The 24,311-nt window shown below is 56.5% G+C and carries 19 protein-coding genes; 14 read left to right on the forward strand and 5 right to left on the reverse strand.

The window, feature by feature from the left end:
* The first annotated feature begins 59 nt into the window (after window positions 1–59).
* A complete protein-coding gene (locus ACFX4U_RS11140; RefSeq protein WP_305736971.1) occupies window positions 60–1,583 on the forward strand; it encodes an FAD-dependent oxidoreductase in 1,524 nt (507 codons plus the stop codon).
* Window positions 1,584–1,619: 36 nt separating this feature from the next.
* On the opposite strand, the gene proC is transcribed toward ACFX4U_RS11140, so the two are convergent.
* Window positions 1,620–2,426 (reverse strand): pyrroline-5-carboxylate reductase, encoded by an 807-nt coding sequence (gene proC, locus ACFX4U_RS11145; protein WP_313506400.1) that lies wholly within the window; start codon window positions 2,424–2,426, stop codon window positions 1,620–1,622.
* Between the two features lie 133 nt (window positions 2,427–2,559).
* On the opposite strand from proC, the gene ACFX4U_RS11150 reads away from it, so the two are divergent.
* The 5 genes from ACFX4U_RS11150 (at window position 2,560) to ppnP (ending at window position 5,327) form a co-directional block, all read left to right on the forward strand.
* On the forward strand, window positions 2,560–3,021 hold the full coding sequence (locus tag ACFX4U_RS11150; protein ID WP_305736970.1) for a YaiI/YqxD family protein: 462 nt from the start codon (window positions 2,560–2,562) through the stop codon (window positions 3,019–3,021).
* Window positions 3,022–3,291: 270 nt separating this feature from the next.
* The gene (aroL, locus tag ACFX4U_RS11155; protein ID WP_313506401.1) at window positions 3,292–3,816 is read left to right on the forward strand and encodes a shikimate kinase AroL; all 525 of its coding nucleotides are present in this window, start codon (window positions 3,292–3,294) and stop codon (window positions 3,814–3,816) included.
* A 50-nt stretch (window positions 3,817–3,866) separates the two neighbouring features.
* A complete protein-coding gene (locus ACFX4U_RS11160) occupies window positions 3,867–4,058 on the forward strand; it encodes a YaiA family protein (protein WP_313506402.1) in 192 nt (63 codons plus the stop codon).
* A 217-nt stretch (window positions 4,059–4,275) separates the two neighbouring features.
* The gene (locus tag ACFX4U_RS11165) at window positions 4,276–4,953 is read left to right on the forward strand and encodes an AroM family protein (RefSeq protein ID WP_313506403.1); all 678 of its coding nucleotides are present in this window, start codon (window positions 4,276–4,278) and stop codon (window positions 4,951–4,953) included.
* 89 nt (window positions 4,954–5,042) lie between these two features.
* On the forward strand, window positions 5,043–5,327 hold the full coding sequence (gene ppnP, locus ACFX4U_RS11170; protein WP_017458829.1) for a pyrimidine/purine nucleoside phosphorylase: 285 nt from the start codon (window positions 5,043–5,045) through the stop codon (window positions 5,325–5,327).
* 45 nt (window positions 5,328–5,372) lie between these two features.
* Here the strand turns inward: ppnP and rdgC are convergent, their stop codons facing one another.
* Complete coding sequence (gene rdgC / locus ACFX4U_RS11175) at window positions 5,373–6,284, reverse strand: recombination-associated protein RdgC (protein WP_044489799.1); 912 nt, start codon at window positions 6,282–6,284, stop codon at window positions 5,373–5,375.
* Between the two features lie 99 nt (window positions 6,285–6,383).
* Here rdgC and mak point away from each other — a divergent pair, with 99 nt between their 5' ends.
* A complete protein-coding gene (mak, locus tag ACFX4U_RS11180; RefSeq protein WP_313506404.1) occupies window positions 6,384–7,292 on the forward strand; it encodes a fructokinase in 909 nt (302 codons plus the stop codon).
* A 33-nt stretch (window positions 7,293–7,325) separates the two neighbouring features.
* Here mak and sbcC read toward each other — a convergent pair whose 3' ends face one another.
* Window positions 7,326–10,466 (reverse strand): exonuclease subunit SbcC, encoded by a 3,141-nt coding sequence (gene sbcC / locus ACFX4U_RS11185; protein ID WP_313506405.1) that lies wholly within the window; start codon window positions 10,464–10,466, stop codon window positions 7,326–7,328.
* Window positions 10,463–11,665: an exonuclease subunit SbcD gene (gene sbcD / locus ACFX4U_RS11190; protein WP_313506406.1), complete on the reverse strand. Its 1,203-nt coding sequence runs from the start codon at window positions 11,663–11,665 to the stop codon at window positions 10,463–10,465. The genes sbcC and sbcD overlap by 4 nt, the downstream gene beginning before the upstream one ends.
* Before the next feature lie 198 nt (window positions 11,666–11,863).
* Between sbcD and phoB the strand changes: the two genes are divergently transcribed.
* The 4 genes from phoB (at window position 11,864) to proY (ending at window position 17,035) form a co-directional block, all read left to right on the forward strand.
* The gene (gene phoB, locus ACFX4U_RS11195; RefSeq protein WP_007373472.1) at window positions 11,864–12,553 is read left to right on the forward strand and encodes a phosphate response regulator transcription factor PhoB; all 690 of its coding nucleotides are present in this window, start codon (window positions 11,864–11,866) and stop codon (window positions 12,551–12,553) included.
* 21 nt (window positions 12,554–12,574) lie between these two features.
* Window positions 12,575–13,873, forward strand: coding sequence for a phosphate regulon sensor histidine kinase PhoR (phoR, locus tag ACFX4U_RS11200; protein ID WP_065369195.1), 1,299 nt, complete (start codon window positions 12,575–12,577; stop codon window positions 13,871–13,873).
* Window positions 13,874–14,279: 406 nt separating this feature from the next.
* A complete protein-coding gene (gene brnQ / locus ACFX4U_RS11205) occupies window positions 14,280–15,599 on the forward strand; it encodes a branched-chain amino acid transporter carrier protein BrnQ (RefSeq protein WP_065369194.1) in 1,320 nt (439 codons plus the stop codon).
* An 83-nt stretch (window positions 15,600–15,682) separates the two neighbouring features.
* The gene (proY, locus tag ACFX4U_RS11210; RefSeq protein ID WP_020456732.1) at window positions 15,683–17,035 is read left to right on the forward strand and encodes a proline-specific permease ProY; all 1,353 of its coding nucleotides are present in this window, start codon (window positions 15,683–15,685) and stop codon (window positions 17,033–17,035) included.
* 54 nt (window positions 17,036–17,089) lie between these two features.
* Here the strand turns inward: proY and ACFX4U_RS11215 are convergent, their stop codons facing one another.
* On the reverse strand, window positions 17,090–18,031 hold the full coding sequence (locus tag ACFX4U_RS11215) for a 2-hydroxyacid dehydrogenase (protein ID WP_313506407.1): 942 nt from the start codon (window positions 18,029–18,031) through the stop codon (window positions 17,090–17,092).
* 232 nt (window positions 18,032–18,263) lie between these two features.
* On the opposite strand from ACFX4U_RS11215, the gene malZ reads away from it, so the two are divergent.
* From malZ to ACFX4U_RS11230, 3 genes are read left to right on the forward strand one after another with little or no spacing between them, the layout of a single operon-like run.
* A complete protein-coding gene (gene malZ, locus ACFX4U_RS11220) occupies window positions 18,264–20,081 on the forward strand; it encodes a maltodextrin glucosidase (protein WP_313506408.1) in 1,818 nt (605 codons plus the stop codon).
* Window positions 20,082–20,138: 57 nt separating this feature from the next.
* Window positions 20,139–22,847, forward strand: a complete 2,709-nt coding sequence (locus tag ACFX4U_RS11225) for a DUF2339 domain-containing protein (RefSeq protein WP_313506409.1) — start codon at window positions 20,139–20,141, stop codon at window positions 22,845–22,847.
* On the forward strand, window positions 22,844–24,223 hold the full coding sequence (locus ACFX4U_RS11230; protein ID WP_313506410.1) for a DUF3999 family protein: 1,380 nt from the start codon (window positions 22,844–22,846) through the stop codon (window positions 24,221–24,223). The genes ACFX4U_RS11225 and ACFX4U_RS11230 overlap by 4 nt, the downstream gene beginning before the upstream one ends.
* Window positions 24,224–24,311: the final 88 nt, after the last annotated feature.

The following is a 24,311-nucleotide window of genomic DNA, read 5'->3' on the forward strand; positions in this document are numbered from 1 at the left end:
TGGTTGTGCGCTGTCTGGCGTTACGCCCGTTTTCGCAACACTGACACGGGAGCAAAGTGATGAACTATCAATACGTTACTGAACTGAATGCCTTGCCGGAAAGCCAACCGGTTAAAGTGGATGTCGCGGGCACCTCAATGATCCTTATCCGCACCGGGGCAAAGGTCCGCGCCTTTCAGAGTAAATGCCCGCACGCAGGCGGGCCGCTGGAGAAGGGCGCCGTGTGCGATGGTAAATTGGTCTGCCCGTGGCATAAAGCCGCGTTTGATATCACCAATGGCGAATGGCGCGAACCGCTGGCGCTGCAAAACCTCAAGCAGTATCCGGTGATGCTTGAGCAAAACCGTGTGCTGGTGAACCCGCGCCCACTTTCTCCCGCCAGCCACTCGCTTATCCGTGGCGAGCGCCCACAAACCGCTGTGATCCTCGGGACTGGCGCGGCAGGCAGCGCGGCGGCGATAACACTGCGTGATGCCGGATTTAACGGTCACCTGGTATTGATCGATAAAGAAGATGATGCGCCTTATGATCGCACCGCGTTGAGCAAATTCGTTCCGGCGGGGAAAATGAAAATCAGTGAAGTCCCCCACTTGCTGGACAGCGCCTTTTACAGCCAGCCCGGCGTCGAAAGCCTGCGTGAAGAGGTGGCAAATATTGATTGCCAGGCTCACCAGCTTACGCTTGCCGGTGGCCGAGAGATCACCTTCGACAAACTACTGCTGGCCACCGGCGGGCAGCCAGTGTGGCCGGATATTCCCGGCAACCACCTGGCGGGTGTGCATGTGCTGCGTGGCATTCACCAGGCTGAGCGTTTGCTTAATGAAGTCGAACAGGAACAGCAACTGGTCGTGATCGGTAATAGTTTTATCGCCATGGAACTGGCGGCGGCGCTGCGTAATCAGGATATCGATGTGACAGTGCTGTCGCGCCATGCGCTGCCGTTTGTACCGCAGTTTGGTGAAGAGGTAGGTCGGTATTTTATGAATCTGCATAAACAGAATGGCGTGAAGTTTGTTACCGGCGAACCGGCGGCGCTGGAGGGGAACGGCCATGTGCAGAGCGTCACGTTAAAAGATGGTCGTTCAATGCCAGCTCATGTGGTGGTATTCGCCACGGGTGTCAAGCCAGTGACTGATATGGCACACGATCTGCCTCATGAAAAAGATGGCAGCCTGACGGTGGATGAAACCTTGAGCGCGGCACCGGATGTCTGGGCGGTAGGGGATATTGCCAGCTACCCGGCCCCGGAAGGGCGTCGTCGCATTGAACACTGGCGTGTGGCGCAGCAGCAAGGGCGGCTCGCCGCGCTGAATATGCTGGGCGAACAGCACACTTTTGATCGGGTGCCCTTTTTCTGGACGACTCACTTCGGTAACCGTTTTGAATACCTCGGTTATACCCGCGAGTGGGACAGCATGAAAATGCTGGGATCGTTTGATAATAAGCGTTTTGCCGTGCTCTACGGCGAAGAAGGCATACTGAAAGCGGTGCTGAGCTGCGGTGAGTATAGTGAAACGGCGGGTTTACTGCTGAAGATGCAGCAACCAATTAGCCTGCATGCCGCCAGCGAAATGCTGGCCTGAGAAATCGCGCCACGCGGTTGAGCGTGGCGCATTGCTTTAGCTGCTGAGTTTGTCGGACTTTGCCATACACGCGGCAATGGCTTCGATAACCGCCGAGCGGAAACCTTTCTCTTCCAGCACTTTTACCGCTTCAATGGTGGTGCCGCCAGGCGAGCAGACCATATCTTTAAGCTCGCCTGGATGCTTGCCGGTTTCCAGTACCATTTTCGCGGAGCCCATTACCGCCTGCGCGGCAAATTTATAGGCCTGCGCGCGCGGCATCCCGCCCAGTACGGCGGCATCGGCCATCGCTTCGATAAACATAAATACATACGCCGGTGCAGAGCCGCTGACGCCAACCACCGGGTGGATCATCGGTTCGGCAATCACTTCCGCTTCACCAAAGCAGCGGAAGATATTCAGCACATCGGCGGTATCTTCCGGGGTGACCAGCGCGTTAGGCGTCACAGAGGTCATACCCGCGTTCACCAGCGACGGGGTGTTGGGCATGGCGCGGACGATTTTGCGGTCATGGCCGAGTGCGCGAGCTAACTGATCAAGCGTAACGCCTGCGGCGATGGAGACCACCAGCGTCTCTTTGTTCAGGCTGGAGGCGATATCGTTAAGCACTTTCACCATAATGTTCGGTTTGACTGCGCCAAAGACGATATCGGCAATCTGCGCCACTTCCTGCGCGCTTTGCGCGGCGTTCACGCCAAACTGGTCATGCAGGGCAGCCACTTTATCCGGCGACGGGGTATACACCCATATTTGCCCCGGCAGCACCTGACCGCTGGCAATCAAGCCGCCAACAATCGCTTTTCCCATGTTACCGCAGCCGATAAAACCGATTTTCTTCCCCATCACATCCGCCTCTCTGCTTGTAAATGTTTGTGCGATATAGCTTAACGTGGATTGGTGGCGAGGGCGAAAGGATCTCTCCTTTCCCCGACAGGAAATTAAAGCGACAATGCGCCGCAAACAGAAAGGAGTAACGATGGCGATTTGGGTTGATGCGGACGCCTGTCCGAACGTAATTAAAGAGATTTTATTCCGTGCCGCCGAGCGCACACAGACGCCGTTAACGCTGGTGGCGAACCAAAACCTGCGCGTGCCGCCGTCGCGGGTGATCCGTTCCATCAGAGTGCCTGCGGGTTTTGACGTTGCCGACAATGAAATTGTCCGGCTGTGCGAAGCTGGTGATTTGGTGATCACGGCGGACATTCCGCTGGCGGCAGAAGTGCTGGCAAAAGGCGCGGCGGCGCTGAACCCGCGCGGTGAACGCTATAGCGAGGCCACCATTCGCGAAAAGCTGACGATGCGCGATTTTATGGATACCCTGCGCAGCAGCGGTATTCAGACCGGTGGCCCGGACAGCCTGTCACAACGGGATCGCCAGCAATTCGCTGCCGAGCTGGATAAATGGTTGCTGGCCGACAAGCGCCGTCAGGGCGAGTAAATTCTGCGCATCCCCGCATGATGTGTTACTGTTTGCCGCCTTGCGGGCTTGCCAGCCTGTGTTACATTCAGTAAGGTTGCCGCGACACGTACTGCCATAGAATCTTTACAGATGAAACCCAGATTAAATCGGGTTTCGTGTGAAATTTTATTGGCGCAGACATAAAAGTGTAACGTTAATTTTACGATGAATTTCGTACTAGTTTGGTGATATTATCGCTGTCTTATTTTCCGTCCTGCACTGTGCAGGACCCGGAGGGAACACCTGCTCATGACGCTCCCCATTTTTCTTATCGGCGCACGTGGTTGCGGTAAAACAACGGTAGGTCGGACGCTGGCGCTGGCGCAGGAATGCCAGTTTATCGATACCGATTACTGGTTGCAGGAAAACGCCCAACAGACCATCGCAGCGATTGTTGAACAAGAAGGGTGGGACGGTTTTCGTGCGCGGGAAACCGCCGCGCTGGAAGCGGTTAGCGCGCCATCACGCGTGGTGGCGACCGGCGGCGGAATTATCCTTCGCGAATACAACCGCCGCTTTATGCGCGAACACGGCGTGGTGATTTATCTTTGCGCGCCGGTCGATGTGCTGGCGGACCGGCTGGAGGCCTTTCCTCAGGAAGGGCAGCGCCCGACGTTAACCGGCAAGCCCATCAGCGAAGAAGTTAGCGAGGTGCTGGCGCAGCGCGATGCGTTGTACCGTGAAGCCGCGCATTATGTGGTGGATGCGGCGCAGTCGCCGGATAAGGTGGTGTCTGATATTGAGGCGGCATTGCAACTGGCGCGCGCCAGTTAGCGAAACGTTTGTCTATACTTATTGCTCGACCCGCAAAATGAGGAAGAGCTATGCCGACCAAACCGCCATATCCGCGTGAAGCCCGTGTTGTCGCCGTTGAAAAAGGTGCGAACGGTCCGACGGTGACCAGGTATGAACTGCGCGCCGACCATCCGAAACCGGATACCTTAATTAGCGAACACCCCACCGAGCAGGAAGCTCTGGACGCCAAACGGCGTTATGAAGATCCGGACAAAAGTTAAGCCGGATCTTGCAGGCTGGATGAGTTCCTGAACATCACAAAAATGGATCTACGTCACATATTTAAACTGGCTGAATACTAGCCAGCGGTTACTCTTTTATGGTTACTGGAATTTATATGAACACGAGAGTGGCATGTTCTCTTTACACAACAGCCATCATAACGGCGTGATTGAGAGCGAATAAGAACAAGCAGTGATGAAAGGCGGAAAGTAAAAAATGAGTGCGTCCCTGGCGATCCTCACTATTGGTGTGGTTCCGGTAAAAGAGATTTTTCCGCTCCTCGCGGAGCATGTTTCAGAAGAGCAGATCACCCATCTTAGCCTGCTGGGAAAAATGGATCCGGAAGAGGTGCGCCGTGAATACGCCGTAGACGCCGGGGAGCACGCCATTCCCACACGATTAAGCGATGACAGCCTCGGGATGGTTTCCCGCGAGAAAGTGGAGCGCGATCTCCAGGGCGTTATCGAAGTGCTGGATAACCAGGGCTACGATGTCATTTTGTTGATGAGCACGGCGGATATTCGTGGTTTCGTTGCACGTAACGCGATTTTGGTTGAGCCGCAGCGCATTATTCCGCCGCTGGTCGCTTCCATTGTCGACGGACATCAGGTAGGCGTGATTGTGCCCATTCCCGAACTCATGGCGCAGCAAAAGAAAAAATGGCAAGTGCTGGAAAATGAACCTTATTACGCGCTGGCTCATCCTTACCTGGCGACAGAACATGAATTAATTGAAGCGGGTAAAGGACTTATTGAGCGCGGTGCGGATGTGCTGATGCTGGATTGCCTTGGTTTCCACCAGTATCACCGCGATTTGCTGCAAAAAGCGCTGGATGTGCCCGTTTTACTGTCGAATGTGCTGGCCGCGCGGCTGGCATCTGAACTGCTGGTTTAGGCCTGCAATCGTGTGAATTTCTCGTGACAGAAGCAAAGCCCGGCCTCTATAGTGTTTTTCCATACATTTTCTTTATTAAGGGCCAGTTCATGCTTCAAAGTAACGAATACTTTTCCGGTAAAGTGAAATCCATTGGTTTTACCAGTAGCAGCACTGGCCGTGCCAGCGTTGGGGTTATGGCGGAAGGGGAATACACTTTCAGCACCGCGCAGCCGGAAGAGATGACGGTGGTAAGCGGCGCGCTGAATGTGCTGCTGCCGGGCGAAACCGAATGGAAAGCTTACGCCGCGGGTGAAGTGTTCAACGTACCTGGTCATAGCGAATTTCATTTACAGGTGGCGGAACCGAGTTCTTACCTCTGCCGTTACCTGTAATGCAAAACGCCCGGAAAGTCCGGGCGTTTGTCTGTGGAGAAAAGGTTAGCGCTGCGCTTCGCCGCCTAAGCCTTCCACCAGGTTTTGAATCAACGCCGCCAGTTCGCCGGTCATCAGAATAAAATCGGCATCGAAGCGCTGGGCAAAATCTTCGCGATCGATATCTTCGTTCTGATCGCGCAGCTCATCGCAGAATTTCAGGCGTTTTACGGAACCGTCATCGCACATCAGGAACTGGATACGCTGCTGCCAGTCGAGCGCCAGCTTAGTGACCACTTTGCCCGCCTCAATGTGTACGGCAATTTCATCGCTCACCAGATCCTGTTTTTTCGCACGGATCACGCCGCCATCTTCCAGCATCGCTTTCAGTTCTGCTTCGTCCAGTAACTGGAAACCCTGCGCCACCGTACCGGAACGCACCCATTCGGTCAGCGTCAGTTCGATAGGATTTTCCATCGCCAGCGGTACCACCGGCAGCGAGCCGAGGCTTTTTCGCAGCAGCGCCAGCGTGTCTTCCGCTTTTTTGGCGCTGGCGCAGTCGACCATAATCAGGCCATTCACGGTGTCGATCCACATCATGGTCTGGCTGAAGCGGCTGAACGCACGCGGCAGTAAGGAGTGCAGCACTTCGTCTTTCAGCGAGTCTTTTTCTGTTTTTTTCAGCTTACGACCCTGCTCGGCTTCAAGACGGGAAATTTTTGCTTCCAGCGCTTGTTTGACTACCGGCGTCGGCAGAATTTTTTCTTCTTTACGCGCGCAGATAATAATCTGGCCGTTGTTGCTATGGGTCAGCGCGTCGCTGTGTGAACCCATCGGTGGAACCCATCCGGTTTTCGCCATATCCTGACTACCGCATGGAGTAAACGATAGTGGGGCAAGCTGTTTTTCCATCTCTTCCGCACGCAGCGCAACATCGCGGCTGAGACGGTATACCATTAAATTTTTGAACCACAGCATGATTTTTTCCACGGCCTTGTCGTTAAATGCAGCGGGCATGATAGCGAATTGTCGCCGCCGTTGCATTGCTAATGCGTGGTCCACTATGAGGAGTTTGATGTGCGTATCGGTATCGACTTAGGTGGTACAAAAACAGAAATCATTGCGCTGGGTGAACAAGGCGAAGAGTTGTTTCGCCATCGCCAGGCCACGCCGCGTGACTATTGGCAGACCATTGAGCTAATCGCCTCGTTGGTGGATCTCACGGAAAAAGAGACCGGGCAGCGCGGCACGGTGGGCATGGGCATTCCCGGTTCAATTTCGCCCTACACCGGTGTGGTGAAAAATGCCAATTCAACCTGGTTGAACGGTAAACCGTTCGATAAGGATTTGAGCCAGCGGTTAAATCGCGAAGTGAGGCTGGCAAACGACGCCAACTGCCTGGCGGTTTCCGAGGCGGTGGACGGCGCGGCAGCCGGTGCGCAAACGGTGTTCGCGGTGATTATCGGCACCGGCTGCGGTTCCGGCGTCGCGCTTAACGGGCATGCGCACATCGGCGGTAACGGCACCGCAGGCGAGTGGGGACACAATCCGCTGCCGTGGATGGATGAGGACGAGCTGCGCTATCGCAACGAAGTCCCCTGTTATTGCGGCAAGCAGGGCTGTATCGAAACCTTTATTTCCGGCACCGGCTTTGCCACGGATTATCAGCGGCTTAGCGGCAAGGCGCTCAAGGGCAATGAGATCATGCGTCTGGTCGATGAACAGGATGCGGTGGCGGAACTGGCGATTAGCCGGTACGAGCTGCGGCTGGCGAAATCGCTGGCGCATGTGGTGAACATTCTTGACCCGGATGTGATTGTGCTGGGCGGCGGCATGAGTAACGTCGAGCGGCTTTACCAGACCGTACCGGTTCTGCTGCGCAACTGGGTGTTTGGCGGTGAGTGCGAAACGCCGATCCGCAAAGCGCTGCACGGCGATTCCAGCGGCGTACGCGGCGCGGCGCGGCTGTGGCCGCAGGGCGAATAAACAACGAGGGCGCGGTTGAACGCGCCCTTATTTTTAACGCACCGCGAATTTCCCGTCGAGCTTGCTGTAGCCCAGCCCGTTAATTTTCTTCACTTTGATCTGCACCGGGATGCGTTCTTTCATCGCTTCCACATGGCTAATCACGCCGATGGTTTTTCCACTGGCGTTCAGCGCGTCAAGGGCATCCAGCGCCGTGTCCAGCGTTTCGCTGTCCAGCGTGCCGAAGCCTTCATCGAGGAACAGCGAGTCGATGCGGGTTTTATGACTCACCAGATCGGAGAGCGCCAGCGCCAGCGCCAGGCTGACCAGAAAACTCTCGCCGCCAGAAAGGGTGCGCGTATCACGAACCGCATCCGCCTGCCAGGTGTCGACGACCTCCAGTTCCAGGGCATCGCTCTCCTTGCGTTTCAGCAGATAACGTCCGTGCAGGCGATTAAGCTGGTTGTTCGCCAGCCAGACGAGGTTATCCAGCGTTAAACCCTGGGCGAATTTGCGGAATTTATCTCCCTCTCTGGAGCCGATAAGCGCATTCAGATGGCCCCAGTCGTCATACAGCACGCTGGCACGCGCCATCTCCTGCATGACATTTTGCTGGCGCTTGCGGTTGTCTTCATCCTGCTTCAGCTGTTGACGGAATTCACCCTGGCGGGTGGTATTTTCCCGAAGCTGGCGCGACATCGCGTCCAGCGCCAGGCCAATGCTTTCAACCGTGGCATCCGGGGCGAGTGCCACAGGCGGCTGTGCCTGGTGTGCGCTCAATGCCTGTTCAGCGCTGTTCGCTAATGCCTGTTTCTGCTGACATTCGCTGTCGAGTTTCTGGCGTAACTGCTCAAGGCGCTGGCGTTCAGGTTCGGTGAGCAGGGCGTCGAGAAAGGCCTGCTGATCAGCGAAAACGCTTTTTCCCAGCGCCTCGGTAAATTGTTGCTCCAGCGCGCCTGCGGTTTGCTCCTCTTGCGCCAGTTGCTGATGCAGGGTTTGCCACTGGCTTTGCAGTGCAAGACAGGCATCGTGTACTTTCCGCCAGCCTTCCAGCGCTGCTGTCTGCCCGTCGTTGGCACTGTCGCTTTCCGGTAGCGTGTCGAGGATTGGCATGAGTTGTGCCATCTTTTCGTGCAGCGCACTGAGCTGTTGCTGCTGATGTTGCCACTGTTCGGCTTCCTGCGTGCGTGCCGCCAGCCACGGCTCCTCTTCGCCTTCCGGCGGCAGGGCCAGATCCAGCTGTTGCAGGGTGGTCGCCAGTTTTTCACGGCGGGCAACCACAACGTGTTGATACTGTTCGCTTTGTTGATGAAGTTCGCTGATTTGCAACTGCAATGTCTGGCGCTGGTTCAGCAAATAAAGCTGATGTTCATAAGCATCCTGCGCGCTTTGCCAACTGGTGAGTTCGCGATGCGGCTCCAGCGTGACGCTGAGCGCGGCGCAGGCTTTCGCCCACTCCTGCAACCAGTTTTGCTCCTCCTGTTGCAGGTTTTTCACTTCGCGTTCGTCTTTTTCGTAGCGTTCAGCCAGCCCTTTCAGCCGCTCGCCAAGCGCGACGCCATCCTCTTTGACCTGACGCACTTCGAGATCCAGCGCGCTGCGCCGTGCCTGATTGACGCCTGGCTCAAGGGTTTGATAATGCGCAATCGCCGGATGTTCGGTTGCGCCACACAGCGGGCAAGGGTGACCCGGTTGCAGACGCGCGCGCTCGCTTTCCAGATCTTTGATGCGGTTTTCCAGCTCGCAAATGGTCGTGACTTCCGTCAGTAGCTGGTTTTTCTCTTTATACAACTCACGTTTACGCGCCAGTTCAACGCCGATCTTTTCCTGCTCGGCGCGTAAATCAAGCAAGCTCTGCTGGCGCTGCGTCAGCTGTTTGCGCAGCGGAGCAAAACGGGCATGCAGAGCGGTAAGTTGCTGGCGCAGCGGGCGGTTTTGCGCGCACAACGCCATTGCCGCAGCCGTCTCTTCCACGCTCATTGCAAGTGTCGACTCAGGCAAGGTGCGCAGTTTCGCCTCGTGGGTCTGCACACGTTGTTGCAGGCCGAGCCACTGTTTTTTCTCTTCTTCCAGCTGGTTGAACAACACACGCCAGCCGGTTAATTCGTTCTGCCAGCGCTCAAATCGCGCGTTCTCAACAAGCCAGCTTTCCAGTGTTTTCTGCGTTTTCCGCAATGTTGCATGCTGCTGCTGGGCACTAAAGCGAATGCGTGCGCGCTGTAACAGGCTGGCATGTAAGCGAGTATTTACTTCTTCGCTCTGTGCGCGGGTGCGAACCAGCGCTTTACGCTGCTCTTCAAGCCGGTCCCACAGCGGGCGCAATTGTAGCGCCGGTTGCGCACGTTCCAGCGCCGCTAACTGCGGCTGGGCACCGGCCAGCGCCTGCTGCGCCTGTACCAGTGCGGCCTGGGCGCGTCCGCGCGCGGCGCGTAACTCCGCGTCGCGGTTCAGCCAGTTGGCCTGCGCCTGTATGTCGCGCTGTCCTGCCAGCAAACGTTGCTCTTCGTCAGTAAGCGCCTGCAAACTTTGTGTAAGCTGCTGGTGCTGCTCATCGTTAAGCAGTTCCACGCCTTTTGCCTGCGCCTGCAACTGCTCCAGCCGGGTTTTCGCCGCTTTATGTTTTTCAAACACCATGGCGGAAATCTGGCCGTAAATCTCGGTGCCGGTCAGCTCTTCGAGCAGCTCGGCGCGTTCACGCGGTTTCGCATTGAGGAACGCGGCAAACTGCCCCTGCGATAGCAGCATAGAACGGGTAAAGCGGCCATAATCCAGCCCGGTCAGTGAGGCGGTAAGTTCAAGCTTGTCTTTCACTTTATCGGCAAGGATTTTGCCATCGGCGCAGAGCGCAAGCTCAACGCGCGGGGCTTGCAGGTTGCCATCCGGCAGCCCGCGGGCGCGGCTCTGGCTCCAGAACGCGCGATAGGCGACGCCTTTCACTTCAAACTCCACTTCGGCCAGGCAGTCGGCCGTATCGCGGGTCATTAAATCGTTTTGCGATTGCGAAAGGGTGCTCAGGCGCGGTGTTTCGTGGTACAGCGCCAGGCAGATGGCGTCGAGCAGGGTGGTTTTCCCCGCGCCGGTCGCGCCGGTAATGGCGAATAAACCGTTACTGGCGAACGGCTCTTCGGTGAAGTCTATTTTCCACTCGCCTTTAAGTGAGTTCAGGTTTTTTAGCCGCAGGCTCAGGATTTTCATGCCTCATTCTCCTCATCCAGCGCCTGGCGCGCTTCGCTAAACAGCGTGTGTAACCGCGCATTTTGGGTGTCGTCGAGTTCTGCCAGCGCAAGTCGACGGGCGAAGACCTCTTCCACCTTTAATTCGTTTAAGGTTTCGCGTAACTCGCCGGAAAGAATTCGTTCGCGCTGCTCGCGGCTGCGGCGCACCAGCAGCACTTCTACCGGCAAATCTTCTGTCACCAGCTGGATTTTGCGCTGCATATCCGCCAGATATTCATGACTTTCGATTTCGATATCCAGCCATACGGGTGGCTCTGCGGGCGTATTGCGCCACTGTTCTAACTGGCAGCAGATTTCAGCAAAATCACCTTTGATCACCGCTAACGGTTGGGTTGCCGGAACTTCCAGCGCCGTGACATCGGCGAGTTTACCTTCGGCGAATGTCACCAGATTGACGCTTTTGCTTTTCCCGGTTTCATCAAAACTCAACGCAATGGGCGAACCGCAGTAGCGGATATGCTCCTGGCCGCCAATCTTCTGCGCCCGATGAATATGGCCGAGCGCGAGGTAATCCACAGGGGGAAAATTTTGTGCAGGGAAGGCGTCTAACGTGCCGATATAAATATCACGCACCGCGTCACTTTTACTGGCACCCACCGTGGTTAAATGGCCGCTGGCGATAATCGGCAGTGGTTTGTCACCGCGTAGTTCGCAGGCTTTAGTAAATTGCTGTTGATAGTAATCGGTGATTGCTGCGAGTAAATGCTGCTGTTTTTGTTGTCCGGAAAGCCCCGCCTGGCTAACGGTAATGTCGCGTGGGCGTAAAAATGGCACCGGGCAAAAAACCGCACCGGGTTCGCCATCGCGGCGCTTTAGCAAGAACGGCTGGGTGCCTGCACTGGCTACCACGGTGGTTTTCAGGTAGGCGAGGATCTCTTTTGATTCATTCAGCGTAGCCACGGAATCGTGGTTTCCCGCCAGCACGATAAGCTGGCAGCCCGTTTGCTGGAGTTTGACCACAAAGCGGTTGTAAAGCTCGCGGGCGTAGCTTGGCGGGGAGCCGGTATCAAAAATATCGCCTGCGACAATAATGGCATCCACCTGATGCGTTTCGGCGGCGGCGAGCAGCCAGTCGAGAAAAGCGTCATGTTCGGCGGCGCGGTTTTTACTGTAGAAGTTTTGACCCAGATGCCAGTCTGAAGTGTGAATGATGCGCATAGCGGTTCCATGGCGAAAAAGCGTAAAGCAGATTATAAACATTAAGCAGATGAGGGACATAACCGAACGCAAATTTGCGTTGTCACACGGCCACCGCGCGGGTCATATAGCGGTCATCTTATTCATAAATCTGTCATAAAACTGACGCATAATGGCGCCGCTACCTATACTGACGACTTAATTAAAACAGGGCGAATTATGGCGAGACGAATTCTGGTCGTAGAAGATGAAGCACCAATCCGTGAAATGGTGTGCTTCGTGCTCGAGCAAAATGGTTTTCAACCGGTGGAAGCTGAAGATTATGACAGCGCGGTGAACCAACTTAACGAACCCTGGCCCGACCTGGTGTTACTGGACTGGATGTTGCCTGGCGGTTCTGGCATTCAGTTTATTAAACATCTTAAACGCGAAGCGATGACCCGTGATATTCCGGTGATGATGCTGACCGCGCGCGGGGAGGAAGAAGATCGCGTTCGCGGTCTGGAAACGGGTGCGGACGATTACATTACCAAGCCATTTTCTCCGAAAGAGCTGGTCGCGCGTATTAAAGCCGTGATGCGCCGTATTTCACCGATGGCGGTGGAAGAGGTGATTGAAATGCAGGGGCTGAGCCTCGATCCTTCCTCACACCGCGTAATGACCGGTGAAAATCCGCTGGATATGGGACCGACAGAGTTTAAACTCTTACACTTCTTTATGACTCACCCGGAACGGGTTTATAGCCGCGAACAGCTGCTGAACCACGTATGGGGAACCAACGTTTACGTTGAAGACAGAACCGTGGACGTGCATATTCGCCGTCTGCGCAAAGCGCTGGAACACAGCGGCCACGATCGTATGGTGCAAACAGTGCGCGGCACGGGATATCGTTTTTCGACCCGTTTCTGAAATTTGACAGGAGTGTGACGCGTGCTGGAACGGCTGTCATGGAAAAGGCTGGTGCTGGAGCTCCTCCTTTGTTGTATCCCCGCCTTTATTCTCGGCGCGATTTTCGGTTACCTGCCCTGGTTTTTGTTCGCCGCGGTAACCGGGTTGCTGATCTGGCATTTCTGGAATTTACTGCGTCTTTCCTGGTGGTTGTGGGTTGATAAAAGCATGACCCCGCCGCCGGGAACGGGAAGCTGGGAGCCGCTACTTTACGGGCTACACCAGATGCAGATGCGTAATAAAAAGCGCCGCCGTGAACTGGGAAATTTGATCAAACGCTTTCGCAGCGGTGCGGAATCGCTGCCGGATGCGGTGATCCTCACCACCGAAGAGGGGGCGATTTTCTGGTGTAACGGCCTTGCACAGCAGATGCTGGGGCTGCGCTGGCCGGACGATAATGGCCAGAATATCCTTAACTTGCTGCGCTACCCCGAATTTACGAAATACATCAGGAATCAGGAGTTTGGCCGACCTCTGCATCTGGTGCTCAATAATGGGCGGCATCTTGAGATCCGCGTTATGCCCTACAGCGAGCAACAACTGCTGATGGTGGCGCGCGATGTGACGCAAATGCACCAGTTGGAAGGTGCGCGGCGTAACTTTTTCGCTAACGTCAGCCATGAACTGCGCACGCCGTTAACGGTGTTGCAGGGCTACCTGGAAATGATGCAGGAGCAAACGCTGGAAGGGGCACCGCGCGAAAAAGCGCTGCACACTATGCGTGAACAAACGTCGCGGATGGAAGGGTTGGTGCGCCAGTTACTCACGCTGTCGAAAATTGAAGCTGCGCCGACGCTACCGCCTAACGAAACCATTGATGTGCCGATGATGTTGCGGGTTGTCGAACGGGAAGCGCAAACCCTCAGTCAGCAAAAGCACACTTTCAGTTTTGAAGTGGATAACGCGCTCAAAGTGCTCGGTAATGAGGAACAACTGCGTAGCGCAATCTCGAATCTGGTCTATAACGCCGTCAACCACACGCCAGCAGGCACGCACGTTATTGTGCGCTGGCAGCATGTACCGCAGGGCGCGGAATTTAGCGTGGAAGATAACGGACCGGGCATTGCCGCAGAACATATTCCGCGCCTGACCGAACGTTTCTACCGGGTGGATAAAGCCCGCTCACGGCAAACCGGCGGCAGCGGTCTTGGGTTGGCGATTGTCAAACACGCGGTGAATCACCACGAAAGCCGCCTTGATATCGTCAGCGAACCGGGCAAGGGCACCCGCTTTAGCTTTGTCCTGCCGGAACGTCTGGTTGCCAAAAAAGCCGCTTCCTGAAGGCTCTGTCAGCATATCTTTCCAGCGGCCTGCGAAAACAGGCCGCTTTCCCGCACCGTCTACCACAGCTGAAACGTATTTTGTACGTCTGCTGCTTTTTTGTTCGCATGATCAGCCATGTGTTTTTCTTATAAATGGAGTATTTGACTGCTTGTTTTTTGCAATGCAGCATAACCATCTGGTTTTACGATCCCTCCTTGCCTTTAAACGTTATAAGCGTTTAAATTGCGCCCCATACATTGTCAGACCGACTGTGTTTACGTGGTAAATCGAAAAACTATTCTTCGCCACGTTGTACATAAAGCATTTCCCGCTGATTTTTCACGCAATTGGCGTTTTATTGTTCGGTCGGGAAAGGCCAATAATTCATCACTTTACGACACCACATCCACAGGCAGTAAAACTTATGACCCATCACTTAAAACCACGAGACATTGTTGCTCTGGGCTTTATGACCTTTGCCCTCTTCGTCGGCGCAGGTAACATCATTTTTCCTCCAATGGTCGGCTTACAGGCGGGTGAACACGTCTGGACGGCGGCGTTTGGCTTTCTGATTACCGCTGTGGGTTTGCCGGTGCTCACCGTTGTTGCGCTGGCGAAAGTCGGCGGTGGCGTCGATAGCCTGAGCACACCGATTGGGAAAGTGGCGGGTGTTCTGCTGGCGACGGTTTGCTACCTGGCGGTTGGGCCGCTGTTTGCAACGCCGCGTACGGCAACCGTATCGTTTGAAGTCGGGATTGCACCGTTGACCGGCGAAGGCGCGATGCCGCTGCTGATTTACAGCGTGGTCTATTTCGCGCTGGTGATCCTGGTATCGCTCTATCCGGGCAAACTGCTTGATACTGTGGGTAATTTCCTTGCTCCGTTGAAAATCATCGCGCTGACTATCCTTTCTATCGCCGCGATTGTCTGGCCGGCGGGTTCCATCAGCCACGCGCTGGACGCCTACCAGAACGCCTCTTTCTCCAACGGTTTCGTCAACGGCTACCTGACGATGGACACGCTGGGCGCCATGGTCTTTGGCATTGTGATTGTCAACGCGGCGCGTTCGCGCGGCGTGACGGAAGCGCGCCTGCTGACCCGTTACACCGTTTGGGCTGGCCTGATGGCTGGCGTGGGTCTGACGCTGCTTTATCTGGCGCTGTTCCGCCTGGGTTCAGATAGCTCTTCGCTGGTTGATCAGTCTGCCAACGGTGCCGCCATTCTGCACGCTTACGTTCAGCACACTTTCGGCGGTGCGGGCAGCTTCTTGCTGGCGGCGCTGATTTTCATTGCTTGCCTGGTGACGGCAGTTGGCCTGACCTGCGCCTGTGCTGAGTTTTTCGCGCAGTATCTGCCGCTCTCTTACCGTGCGCTGGTGTTTATTCTGGGTATCTTCTCGATGGCGGTGTCCAACCTCGGGTTGAGCCACCTGATTCAGATTTCGATTCCGGTGCTGACGATGATCTACCCGCCCTGTATCGTACTGGTGGTGCTGAGTTTTACCCGCTCCTTCTGGAACAGTTCAACACGCGTTATCGCACCGGCCATGTTTATCAGCCTGCTTTTTGGTATCCTTGACGGCGTGAAAGCCTCCGCGTTTGCTGAACACCTTCCTGCCTGGACACAGCGCTTGCCGCTGGCGGAGCAGGGATTGGCCTGGTTGATGCCAAGCCTGGTGATGGTGATTCTGGCCGCAATCTGGGATCGCGCCGCAGGACGACAAGTGACTTCCAGCGCGCATTAACAGCAGCAAACACGGTTTGTTTAACCACGGGGTACGCGCTCCGTGGTTTTTTATTTTTGTGTTGAATAATGGCAGTGGAAACGATGGAAAGTACTAATAAGCTGAAGCGTGGGCTAAGCACCCGCCACATTCGCTTTATGGCGCTGGGTTCAGCGATTGGCACCGGGCTGTTTTACGGCTCCGCAGACGCCATCAAAATGGCCGGGCCAAGCGTGCTGCTGGCTTACATTATTGGCGGTGTCGCCGCGTATATCATTATGCGTGCGCTGGGCGAAATGTCCGTGCATAACCCTTCTGCCAGCTCCTTCTCTCGCTACGCGCAGGAAAACCTCGGCCCGCTGGCCGGTTATATCACCGGCTGGACGTACTGTTTTGAAATCCTGATTGTCGCCATTGCCGATGTGACCGCTTTCGGCATCTATATGGGCGTCTGGTTCCCGACGGTGCCGCACTGGATTTGGGTATTGAGCGTGGTGCTGATTATCTGCGCCATTAACCTGATGAGCGTGAAAGTGTTCGGTGAACTGGAGTTCTGGTTCTCGTTCTTTAAAGTCGCCACGATCATCATCATGATTGTCGCCGGGTTCGGCATCATCATCTGGGGGATTGGCAACGGTGGTGAGCCGACCGGCATCAGCAACTTGTGGAGCCACGGCGGCTTCTTTAGCAATGGCTGGCTTGGCACGGTGATGGCGCTGCAAATGGTGATGTTTGCCTACGGCGGTATTGAAATTATAGGTATTACCGCCGGTGAAGCGAAAGATCCGGAAAAGTCGATCCCACGCGCCATCAACTCAGTACCGTTGCGCATACTGGTGTTCTACGTCGGTACGCTGTTCGTGATTATGTCCATTTACCCGTGGAACCAGGTAGGAACAGACGGCAGCCCGTTTGTGCTTACCTTCCAGCATATGGGTATCACCTTTGCCGCCAGCATTCTTAACTTTGTGGTACTTACCGCCTCGCTTTCCGCCATCAACAGCGATGTCTTCGGTGTCGGACGTATGCTGCACGGTATGGCCGAGCAGGGAAGTGCGCCGAAGATGTTCGCCAAAACCTCGCGTCGCGGTATTCCGTGGGTCACGGTGATGGTGATGACGGTCGCGCTGCTGCTGGCGGTCTATCTGAACTACATCATGCCGGAAAATGTCTTCCTGGTGATTGCTTCGCTGGCGACCTTCGCTACGGTGTGGGTGTGGATCATGATCCTGCTCTCGCAGATTGGTTTCCGCCGCCGTCTCTCTGCTGATGAAGTGAAAGCGCTGAAATTCAAAGTGCCTGGCGGGGTAGCCACTACCGTTGCCGGGCTGATTTTCCTCGTGTTTATTATTGCGCTGATTGGCTGGCACCCGGACACCCGCATCTCGCTGTATGTCGGTTTCGCGTGGATTGTGCTGCTGCTGATTGGCTGGATGTTTAAACGCCGCAAAGCCTGATAACTGTGCCGGATAAGCGTCAGGCTTGTCCGGCATTTTCCCCTCTTTACCGGCTTATACCACCGGTGTCAGCAGTTTCCCTTGCGTAAAGTAGCTCAGCAGATTATTGATGGTCAGATCCGCCATCGCCTGGCGCGTTTCGGCGGTATTACTGGCGATATGCGGCAATAACACCACGTTTTGCAGGCTGCGCAGCACTGGCGGAATATGCGGTTCCTCTTCAAACACATCCAGCCCGGCACCGCGTAATTTCCCTTTCTGAAGCACATCGATTAACGCCTCCGTATCAACCACGCTGCCGCGCGCAATATTGATTAGAATGCCCTTCGGCCCCAGCGCTTCCAGCACGTCACGGTTGATAATGTGCTGCGTTTTCGCACCGCCTGGCAAGGTGAGCACCAGAAAATCGACCGCATTCGCAAGCTTGATAAGCGAGTCATGGCGCTGCCAGTGGTTGTTGCGCGCTTCTCGTGGGCTGAAATAATGAATCGGCATATTAAATGCCGCGGCGCGTTGGGCGATGTCATGACCAATATTGCCCATGCCGACAATGCCGCAGCGCTTGCCGCTCATTTTCCATGCGCCGGGAAAGGCGCCATGTTCCCATTCGCCGGCGCGGGCAAAGCGGTCGGCCTCGCAAATTTTCCGCGTGACGGCCAGCATTAACGCCAGCCCGGTATCGGCTACGCATTCGTTAAGCACGTTCGGCGTGTTGCTGACTTTTATTCCGCGCTGGCGACAGACATTGAGATCGGTGGCATCCACGCCGACGCCGAAACCGCTGATCACTTCCAGCGCCGGAAGCTGCTCTATCAGCGCGTTACTGATGCCTTTCGCGGCACGTGTCAGGGCGCCACGGATGGCAGGCGCGTGTTCGCGCAACAGGGCCTGTGCATCGGTCTGCCAGTAACGATGCACCACGAAATGGCGTTCGAGGGTGTCGATCATCGTCTGCGGAATTTCGCTAATGACGAGGATCTCGGGTTTGCTGCTCATACTAAGCCCTTTATTCATCTATAGTTTTTATCAGTATAAAAAGCACGTCTGCCTGCGGCTTCGGGCATCAGCACGAAGCGGGCGCGGAAAAACTCACACAAATGCCTGGTGAATATCTCGCCAGATCACATCTGCGCCCTCTCTCTCACCCCCTGAAAAAAGCGGAAAGAAGGAGGCAGGGTGAGAATCGCTGTGGAAGAGTGGCGTCATTTTGAGCAAAGGGGATTTTTTGATGTTGAATGCATGGCATTTGCCCGTCGCGCCGTTTGTGAAACAGAATCAGGATCAATTAGTTATTAGCCTTTGGCTAACCGGAACTTCGCTGCCGGAGCGGGTGACGCTGCGGACGGAAATCGATAACGAAGAGACGCCGGTGGTGATGCATTGCGCGCGTAAACCGACAGCCGATGGAGTGACTGTCTGGCGGGCGGCGATCGATGTGGCGAGCGGGCAGCCGCGTCGTCGCTATAGCTTTAAGCTGCTGTGGGAAAACCGCCAGCTCTGGTTTACCTCGCAGGGCTTTAGCCACTTTCCGCCCGCGCGGCTTGAGCAGTTCGCTATCGATGCGCCGGACAGCGGGCCGCACTGGGTGGCGGATCAGGTGTTCTACCAGATTTTCCCGGATCGTTTTGCCCGCAGCCAGCCGCGCGGCGAAGATCAAGACAAAATCTATCATCACCATGCGGCCGGGCAGCCGATTGTCATGCGTGAATGGGACGATCCACTGACTGGCGAAGCGGGCGGTTCGACCTTTTATGGCGGCGATCTTGACGGCATCAGCGAGAAGCTGCCGTACCTGAAAAAACTCGGCGTCACCGCGCTGTACCTTAACCCGGTATTTGTCGCTCCCAGCGTACATAAATATGACACCGAAGATTATCGGCATGTTGACCCGCAGTTCGGCGGCGATGAGGCGTTGCTGCGCCTGCGGCATAACACGCTTGACGCGGGCATGAAGCTGATTCTGGATGGTGTCTTTAATCACACCGGCGATTCCCACGCGTGGTTCGACCGGCATAACCGCGCAACGGGTGGTGCGTGCCACAACCCGGATTCACACTGGCGTAGCTGGTTCAGCTTTGATGAGAACGGCCACGCCCGCGACTGGCTGGGGTATGCGAGCCTGCCGAAACTCGATTACCAGTCGCCCGCGTTAGTTGATGAAATTTATCAGGGTGAAGAGAGCGTGGTGCGTCACTGGCTGAAAGCGCCATGGCACATGGATGGCTGGCGGCTGGATGTAGTGCATATGCTGGGTGAAGATGGCGGGGCGCGTAACAATTTGCGCCATGTCACGGGTATTACGCAGGCGGCGAAAGAGACTCAGCCACAGGCGTATGTCTTTGGCGAACATTTTGGCGATGCGCGCCAGTGGTTGCAGGCGGATGCCGAAGACGCGGCCATGAACTATCGCGGTTTTACCCTGCCGGTGTGGGCTTTTCTGGCGAAAACCGATCTCTCTTATGATCCGCAAAAAATCGATGCGCAAACCTGCGCGGCATGGATGGATAACTACCGCGCCGGGCTGTCGCATCAGCAGCAATTACGCATGTTTAACCAGCTTGACAGTCACGATACGCCACGCTTTAAGACGGTGCTCGGCAACGACATTGCGCGCTTACCGCTGGCGGTGGTCTGGCTGTTTAGCTGGCCGGGCACGCCGTGCATTTATTACGGCGACGAAGTAGGGCTGGATGGCGCTAACGATCCGTTTTGCCGCAAGCCGTTCCCGTGGGACAAAAAGCGCCAGGATGGCAAGCTGCTGGCGCTTTATCAGCGCATGGCGAAGTTGCGTTCACGTTCGCAAGCGTTGCGCTACGGCGGCTGTCTGGTGATTTATGCGCACGACAATGTGCTGGTATTTTTGCGTGTTTACCGTCAACAACGGGTTTTAGTCGCCATTAACCGGGGCGAGGCCTGTGAAGTTGTGCTGGAGGATTCACCGCTGTTACGGGGGAAAAGCTGGCGGCTTCAGGAAGGTACAGGTACGCTACAGGATGATGTGCTGACGCTTTCAGCCATTAGCGCATCTGTCTGGTCCGCCGCCTGAATCGCCACGCGAAAAGGGGCGGGCATTACGTCTCCCCTTTAGCGAAGGCGATAGTACATGGATGGTCTTTTACTCTTTGGCGTGGTGGTGCTGTTTCTGGCGCTGGTGGTGGTGCCCATTGTGGCCATCACCGCCTGGCGACGCAGTATTGCTACCCAGAATGAACTGCAACAACTGCGTCAGCGGCTGAGCATACTGGAACGGCAGTTTTCGGCGACGCCGGAAAGCCGCGAACCAACACCGGTGGCGGCGGCTGAAATTGCGCATTCCACCGAACCTGTTGAAATCCCTCAACCTGCCGCGCCGGTGGAAAACCCGTGGGGGCGAAAAGCCGAATCGCCTGTGGCGGCGGAAAACCCGTGGGGACGTAAAGCTGAAACACCTGCACCGGTTATGTCCGCACCTGCTATTGACGAACCTGCCGTAACGACAAAAACGCCGGAAACCGCATCGTGGGGAATGGTAACGTCGCTGGTGCGCTGGTTTATGCAGGGCAACCCGCTGGCAAAACTGGGTGTTATCCTGCTGTTTATCGGTCTCTCTTTCCTGCTGCGCTACACCGTGGAATATGCGTTGTTCCCGCTGGAACTGCGGCTGGCCGCCGTCGCGCTGGTGGCGATTGTGCTGCTAGGGCTTGGCTGGCGGCTGCGGCATAAACAGACGGTCTTTGCGCTGATACTGCAAGGCGGCGCGGTTGGCGCGCTCTATCTCACCGTTTTTGGCGCGTTTCGCTTATGGCAGATGCTGCCGATGACGCTGGCCTTTGTGCTGTTAATCGTTATCTGTGCGGCGAGCGTTGGCCTGGCGGTGCTGCAAAAAGCGCTGAGTCTGGCGTTGCTGGCAAGCCTTGGCGGCTATCTCGCGCCGATCCTGCTCTCTACCGGCGGCGGCAGCCATGTTGCGCTGTTCTCGTTTTACCTGCTGCTTTCGGTGGGGATCCTCGCCATCAGTATCTGGCAGCACTGGCGCGAATTGAACCTGCTTGGCATGGTCTTCACTTTCAGCGTTGCCGGGCTGTGGGGCATGGATAACTATCGCCCGGAATTTTATCTCAGTTGCCAGTTGTTCCTGATGGCTAACATTCTCATCTTCGGTGTACTGAGCGTGGCGCTTTCACTGCGTGCGCAGCGCCGGGGCGAGCGCATTATTGATGGTGTTTTACTCTTTGCGCCGCCGCTGGCGGGCTTTGGTATGCAGTACGCCATCACGCAACACTGGCATTATGGCCCGGCATTTAGCGCGCTGGGCTTTGGTCTCTTCTATCTGGCGCTGGCGATGCTGGCGCTCAAACGGTTCCCTGCAACCGCAAAACCGCTGGTGCTGGCAGCGCTGGCGCTCGGCGGCGCGTTTGCCACGCTCGCCATTCCGCTGGCGCTGTCGGCGCGCTGGACGGCGATGGCCTGGGCACTGGAAGGACTGGGCATTTTGTGGCTCGGCGTACAGCAAAATCTGCGCCGCATGAGCTACAGCGGTAGCGCATTACTTCTCCTGGCGTTGTGCAGCGCGCTGTGGGCAGCGGCGGACGGTATTAATGCCGTGTCGACATTGCTGATCTTTGCCGTGCTCAGCGCATGCTGGCTGGCGGCCTCCTGGCTGTGGCGTGGTTTGCGGCAAGAGGGAAGCTGGCTACTGCTGGTGGGCGGTATCGCGTTTTGGGTAGTGGCGCTCGGCGGCGCGTCTCAGGCTGTGCTGCCAGCCTACGTTGATAACGGGTTTGGCGTGTTGGCGTTGCTGGCGCTTTCCGTATGGTTATGGCGTGCGGGCAGCTTGCGCTGGTCGTGGCCGGAGCTGGGTTACGCCCGCTGGCTGTTATGGCCGGGAATGGCGGTGATGCTGGGCTGGCAAATTATGACTGAGGGGCACCTGCTGGCAGCGGGTTGGCCGAATCTGGCCTGGTGTATCGCGCTGCCTGCCGCTTTCCTGCTGCTTTACCGTGAAAATGAGACGATATCCGCGCGGGTGTCGCAAGGTTTGCATATTTCGTTGTTGTGGATGTTGCTGCTGGCGGCAGGCACTGAGCTGTGGTGGTTCATTGATGGGCTGGCGTGGGGGAATGAACCCTGGCAGGTCGGGCTGCCCATGGCGGCGGGTGGTGTGCTGATTGCGTTGGCGCTGGCGGCCATTCGCCGCCAGTTCTGGCCGTGGCGCATCTGGCCTGCGCTGTATGGCGCGCTGGGATTATTGCCGCTGGTTCCTGTGCTGCTGTGTTTGCTGGTGTATGCCAATCTGAGCGACGGGGTGGTGATGGGCATGCCGTATCTGCCGGTCATTAACCCGCTGGAAGAGGGCGCGGCGTTTGCGCTGCTCGGCGTCTGGCTGTACAGCCGTTTTGCCGAAGCGCACTACCCGCCCATTGCACCGCAACTCTGGCGTGCGCGCCCGTGGGTACTGGCGGCGCTCGGTTTCTGGTGGCTAAATGGCGTGTTACTGCGCCTGCTGGCTTATTACGGCGACGTGGCCTGGGAGAGTGAAAGCCTGTGGCAGTCGCGATTGATTCAGACCAGCTTTGCGCTGTTCTGGATGCTGATTGCGCTGGTGGTGATGATCCGCGCTACACGCCAGCATGCGCGCCAGCAGTGGTTGTGCGGCAGTGTGTTGCTGGGCGTGGTGCTGCTCAAATTAATGCTGGTAGACAGCGCTGGCGGCGGCGGGCTTTCGCGAGCCATTGCCTTTATTGGTGTGGCGGTGCTGGTGCTGATTGTGGGGTATTTTTCACCCCTGCCGCCAAAGGCCGTGCGGGAAGAGGACAAGGGAGAAGAGCAATGAAAAAGTGGCATGGATTACTACTGGCCGCACTGGTGACAACCGCAGGCGCGGCGATAAGCAGTGACGCTGTTCCGGATTCACCGCAGGATTACGCGTTTGGCGCGACGCTCGATCTACCACAACCGGCATCCTGGTATCGCGCCGATCTGCCGCAGGATACTTACGCGCAGAGCGCCTGGCCGGATCTGCGCGATGTGCGGGTGTTTAACCACGATGGCGAGCGAGTGCCGTTTACGCTGGAAACACAGCGTGTTACCGCACGTGCGCCAGAGCCCATTGCGCTGCGAGTGTTCCCGCTGGATACGTCGCCGGTTGACACCGGCACAGAGGGGCAAAATGTGGTGCGTTTGCACTCCTCGTCCGGCGTCGATATTCGTATTGAAGGCGAGCCTGACGAAGTGGTCGGGCAGAGCTATTTACTGGCGTTCCCGGAAAATACACCGGAAATCTTCAATCTCGCGCAACTGAAGCTGGCCTGGTCGGAGCCCGTAAAAAACTGGCGTGGCAAAGTGACGCTCTTTTTCAGCGGCGACATGCGCAACTGGACGACATTGCAGCAAGACATACCGGTTATGGAGCTGGCGAGCGGCAGCGATCGGCTGAAGCTCGATCAGATTACCCTCGACCAGCCGATGCCCGCCGATGGCGTACGTTATTTACTGATGGTGTTTGATACCCCGAACCTGCCAGTGGCGATTACGCAGGTCACCGCGCGGCCTGGTAGTGAGCCAACCCCGCTGGAACAGGTGGAGATGGCAGGCCACGAACAACGGATTTCTCCGACCGAAGCACAGTATCAATGGGCGCAACCGCAGCCATTAAGCGCACTGTCGATAAGGCTTGCGCAAGAGGGCGTGTTGCCGGTATCGATTGACTGGCGCAGTAGTGCCAGCGATGAGTGGAAACCGTTAAGTAAAACGGTGTTGTGGGCGCTTAATGGACGTGCTTCCGCGCCGCTCAGCCTGCCAGGAGATGTCGTGCAAGCGGTGCGCATCACCACGCTTGATGCCCGTTTACCCGAAGCATTGCCGCAGGTAACCGGCAGCCGCGACCGACAATCGCTGGTCTTTAATGCGCAGGGCAAGGGGCCGTTTATGCTGGCGTGGGGCAACCGGGCAGCGGCGTCTGCTGCGGTAACGATGGAAGGATTGATCCCGGAAGCGCTGCGTAAACAGCTCGATCTTACGGCGATACCGGAAGTGCAGGTGCAGGATCGTGTGGCGCTTGGCGGCGAGGAGCGGCTGACGGCGACATCTCCGGCAGAGCGCCAGCAGACGTGGAAAACGTTGCTGGTGTGGGGCGTCTTGTTGTTGGGAGTTGTGGTGCTGGTATGGATGGCACTGCGCATCTGGCGTGAAGTGAAAACACGCGAATAACGATCCGCTTGTTAAGCGGGCGGCATTGGCTTCGCCCCTGAACGGTGTGTCGGAACCTAACAAGCAGCGGCGGCCCGTTGTGTTAGCT

Origin of the sequence: Kosakonia sp. YIM B13588, from assembly GCF_042788165.1 — a bacterium.
In the GTDB taxonomy this organism is placed as follows: Bacteria; Pseudomonadota; Gammaproteobacteria; order Enterobacterales; family Enterobacteriaceae; genus Kosakonia; species Kosakonia sacchari.

What these genes read in the sequence shown, in the direction of transcription:
- ppnP (WP_017458829.1), top strand. Translation starts at nt 5,043, where the DNA reads ATGCTTCAAAGTAACGAATACTTTTCCGGTAAAGTGAAATCCATTGGT.
- ACFX4U_RS11225 (WP_313506409.1), top strand. Translation starts at nt 20,139, where the DNA reads ATGGATGGTCTTTTACTCTTTGGCGTGGTGGTGCTGTTTCTGGCGCTG.
- malZ (WP_313506408.1), top strand. Translation starts at nt 18,264, where the DNA reads ATGTTGAATGCATGGCATTTGCCCGTCGCGCCGTTTGTGAAACAGAAT.
- ACFX4U_RS11215 (WP_313506407.1), bottom strand. Translation starts at nt 18,031, where the DNA reads ATGAGCAGCAAACCCGAGATCCTCGTCATTAGCGAAATTCCGCAGACG.
- proC (WP_313506400.1), bottom strand. Translation starts at nt 2,426, where the DNA reads ATGGGGAAGAAAATCGGTTTTATCGGCTGCGGTAACATGGGAAAAGCG.
- ACFX4U_RS11140 (WP_305736971.1), top strand. Translation starts at nt 60, where the DNA reads ATGAACTATCAATACGTTACTGAACTGAATGCCTTGCCGGAAAGCCAA.
- brnQ (WP_065369194.1), top strand. Translation starts at nt 14,280, where the DNA reads ATGACCCATCACTTAAAACCACGAGACATTGTTGCTCTGGGCTTTATG.
- phoB (WP_007373472.1), top strand. Translation starts at nt 11,864, where the DNA reads ATGGCGAGACGAATTCTGGTCGTAGAAGATGAAGCACCAATCCGTGAA.
- aroL (WP_313506401.1), top strand. Translation starts at nt 3,292, where the DNA reads ATGACGCTCCCCATTTTTCTTATCGGCGCACGTGGTTGCGGTAAAACA.
- proY (WP_020456732.1), top strand. Translation starts at nt 15,683, where the DNA reads ATGGAAAGTACTAATAAGCTGAAGCGTGGGCTAAGCACCCGCCACATT.
- ACFX4U_RS11150 (WP_305736970.1), top strand. Translation starts at nt 2,560, where the DNA reads ATGGCGATTTGGGTTGATGCGGACGCCTGTCCGAACGTAATTAAAGAG.
- ACFX4U_RS11165 (WP_313506403.1), top strand. Translation starts at nt 4,276, where the DNA reads ATGAGTGCGTCCCTGGCGATCCTCACTATTGGTGTGGTTCCGGTAAAA.
- sbcD (WP_313506406.1), bottom strand. Translation starts at nt 11,665, where the DNA reads ATGCGCATCATTCACACTTCAGACTGGCATCTGGGTCAAAACTTCTAC.
- ACFX4U_RS11160 (WP_313506402.1), top strand. Translation starts at nt 3,867, where the DNA reads ATGCCGACCAAACCGCCATATCCGCGTGAAGCCCGTGTTGTCGCCGTT.
- ACFX4U_RS11230 (WP_313506410.1), top strand. Translation starts at nt 22,844, where the DNA reads ATGAAAAAGTGGCATGGATTACTACTGGCCGCACTGGTGACAACCGCA.
- sbcC (WP_313506405.1), bottom strand. Translation starts at nt 10,466, where the DNA reads ATGAAAATCCTGAGCCTGCGGCTAAAAAACCTGAACTCACTTAAAGGC.
- rdgC (WP_044489799.1), bottom strand. Translation starts at nt 6,284, where the DNA reads ATGCTGTGGTTCAAAAATTTAATGGTATACCGTCTCAGCCGCGATGTT.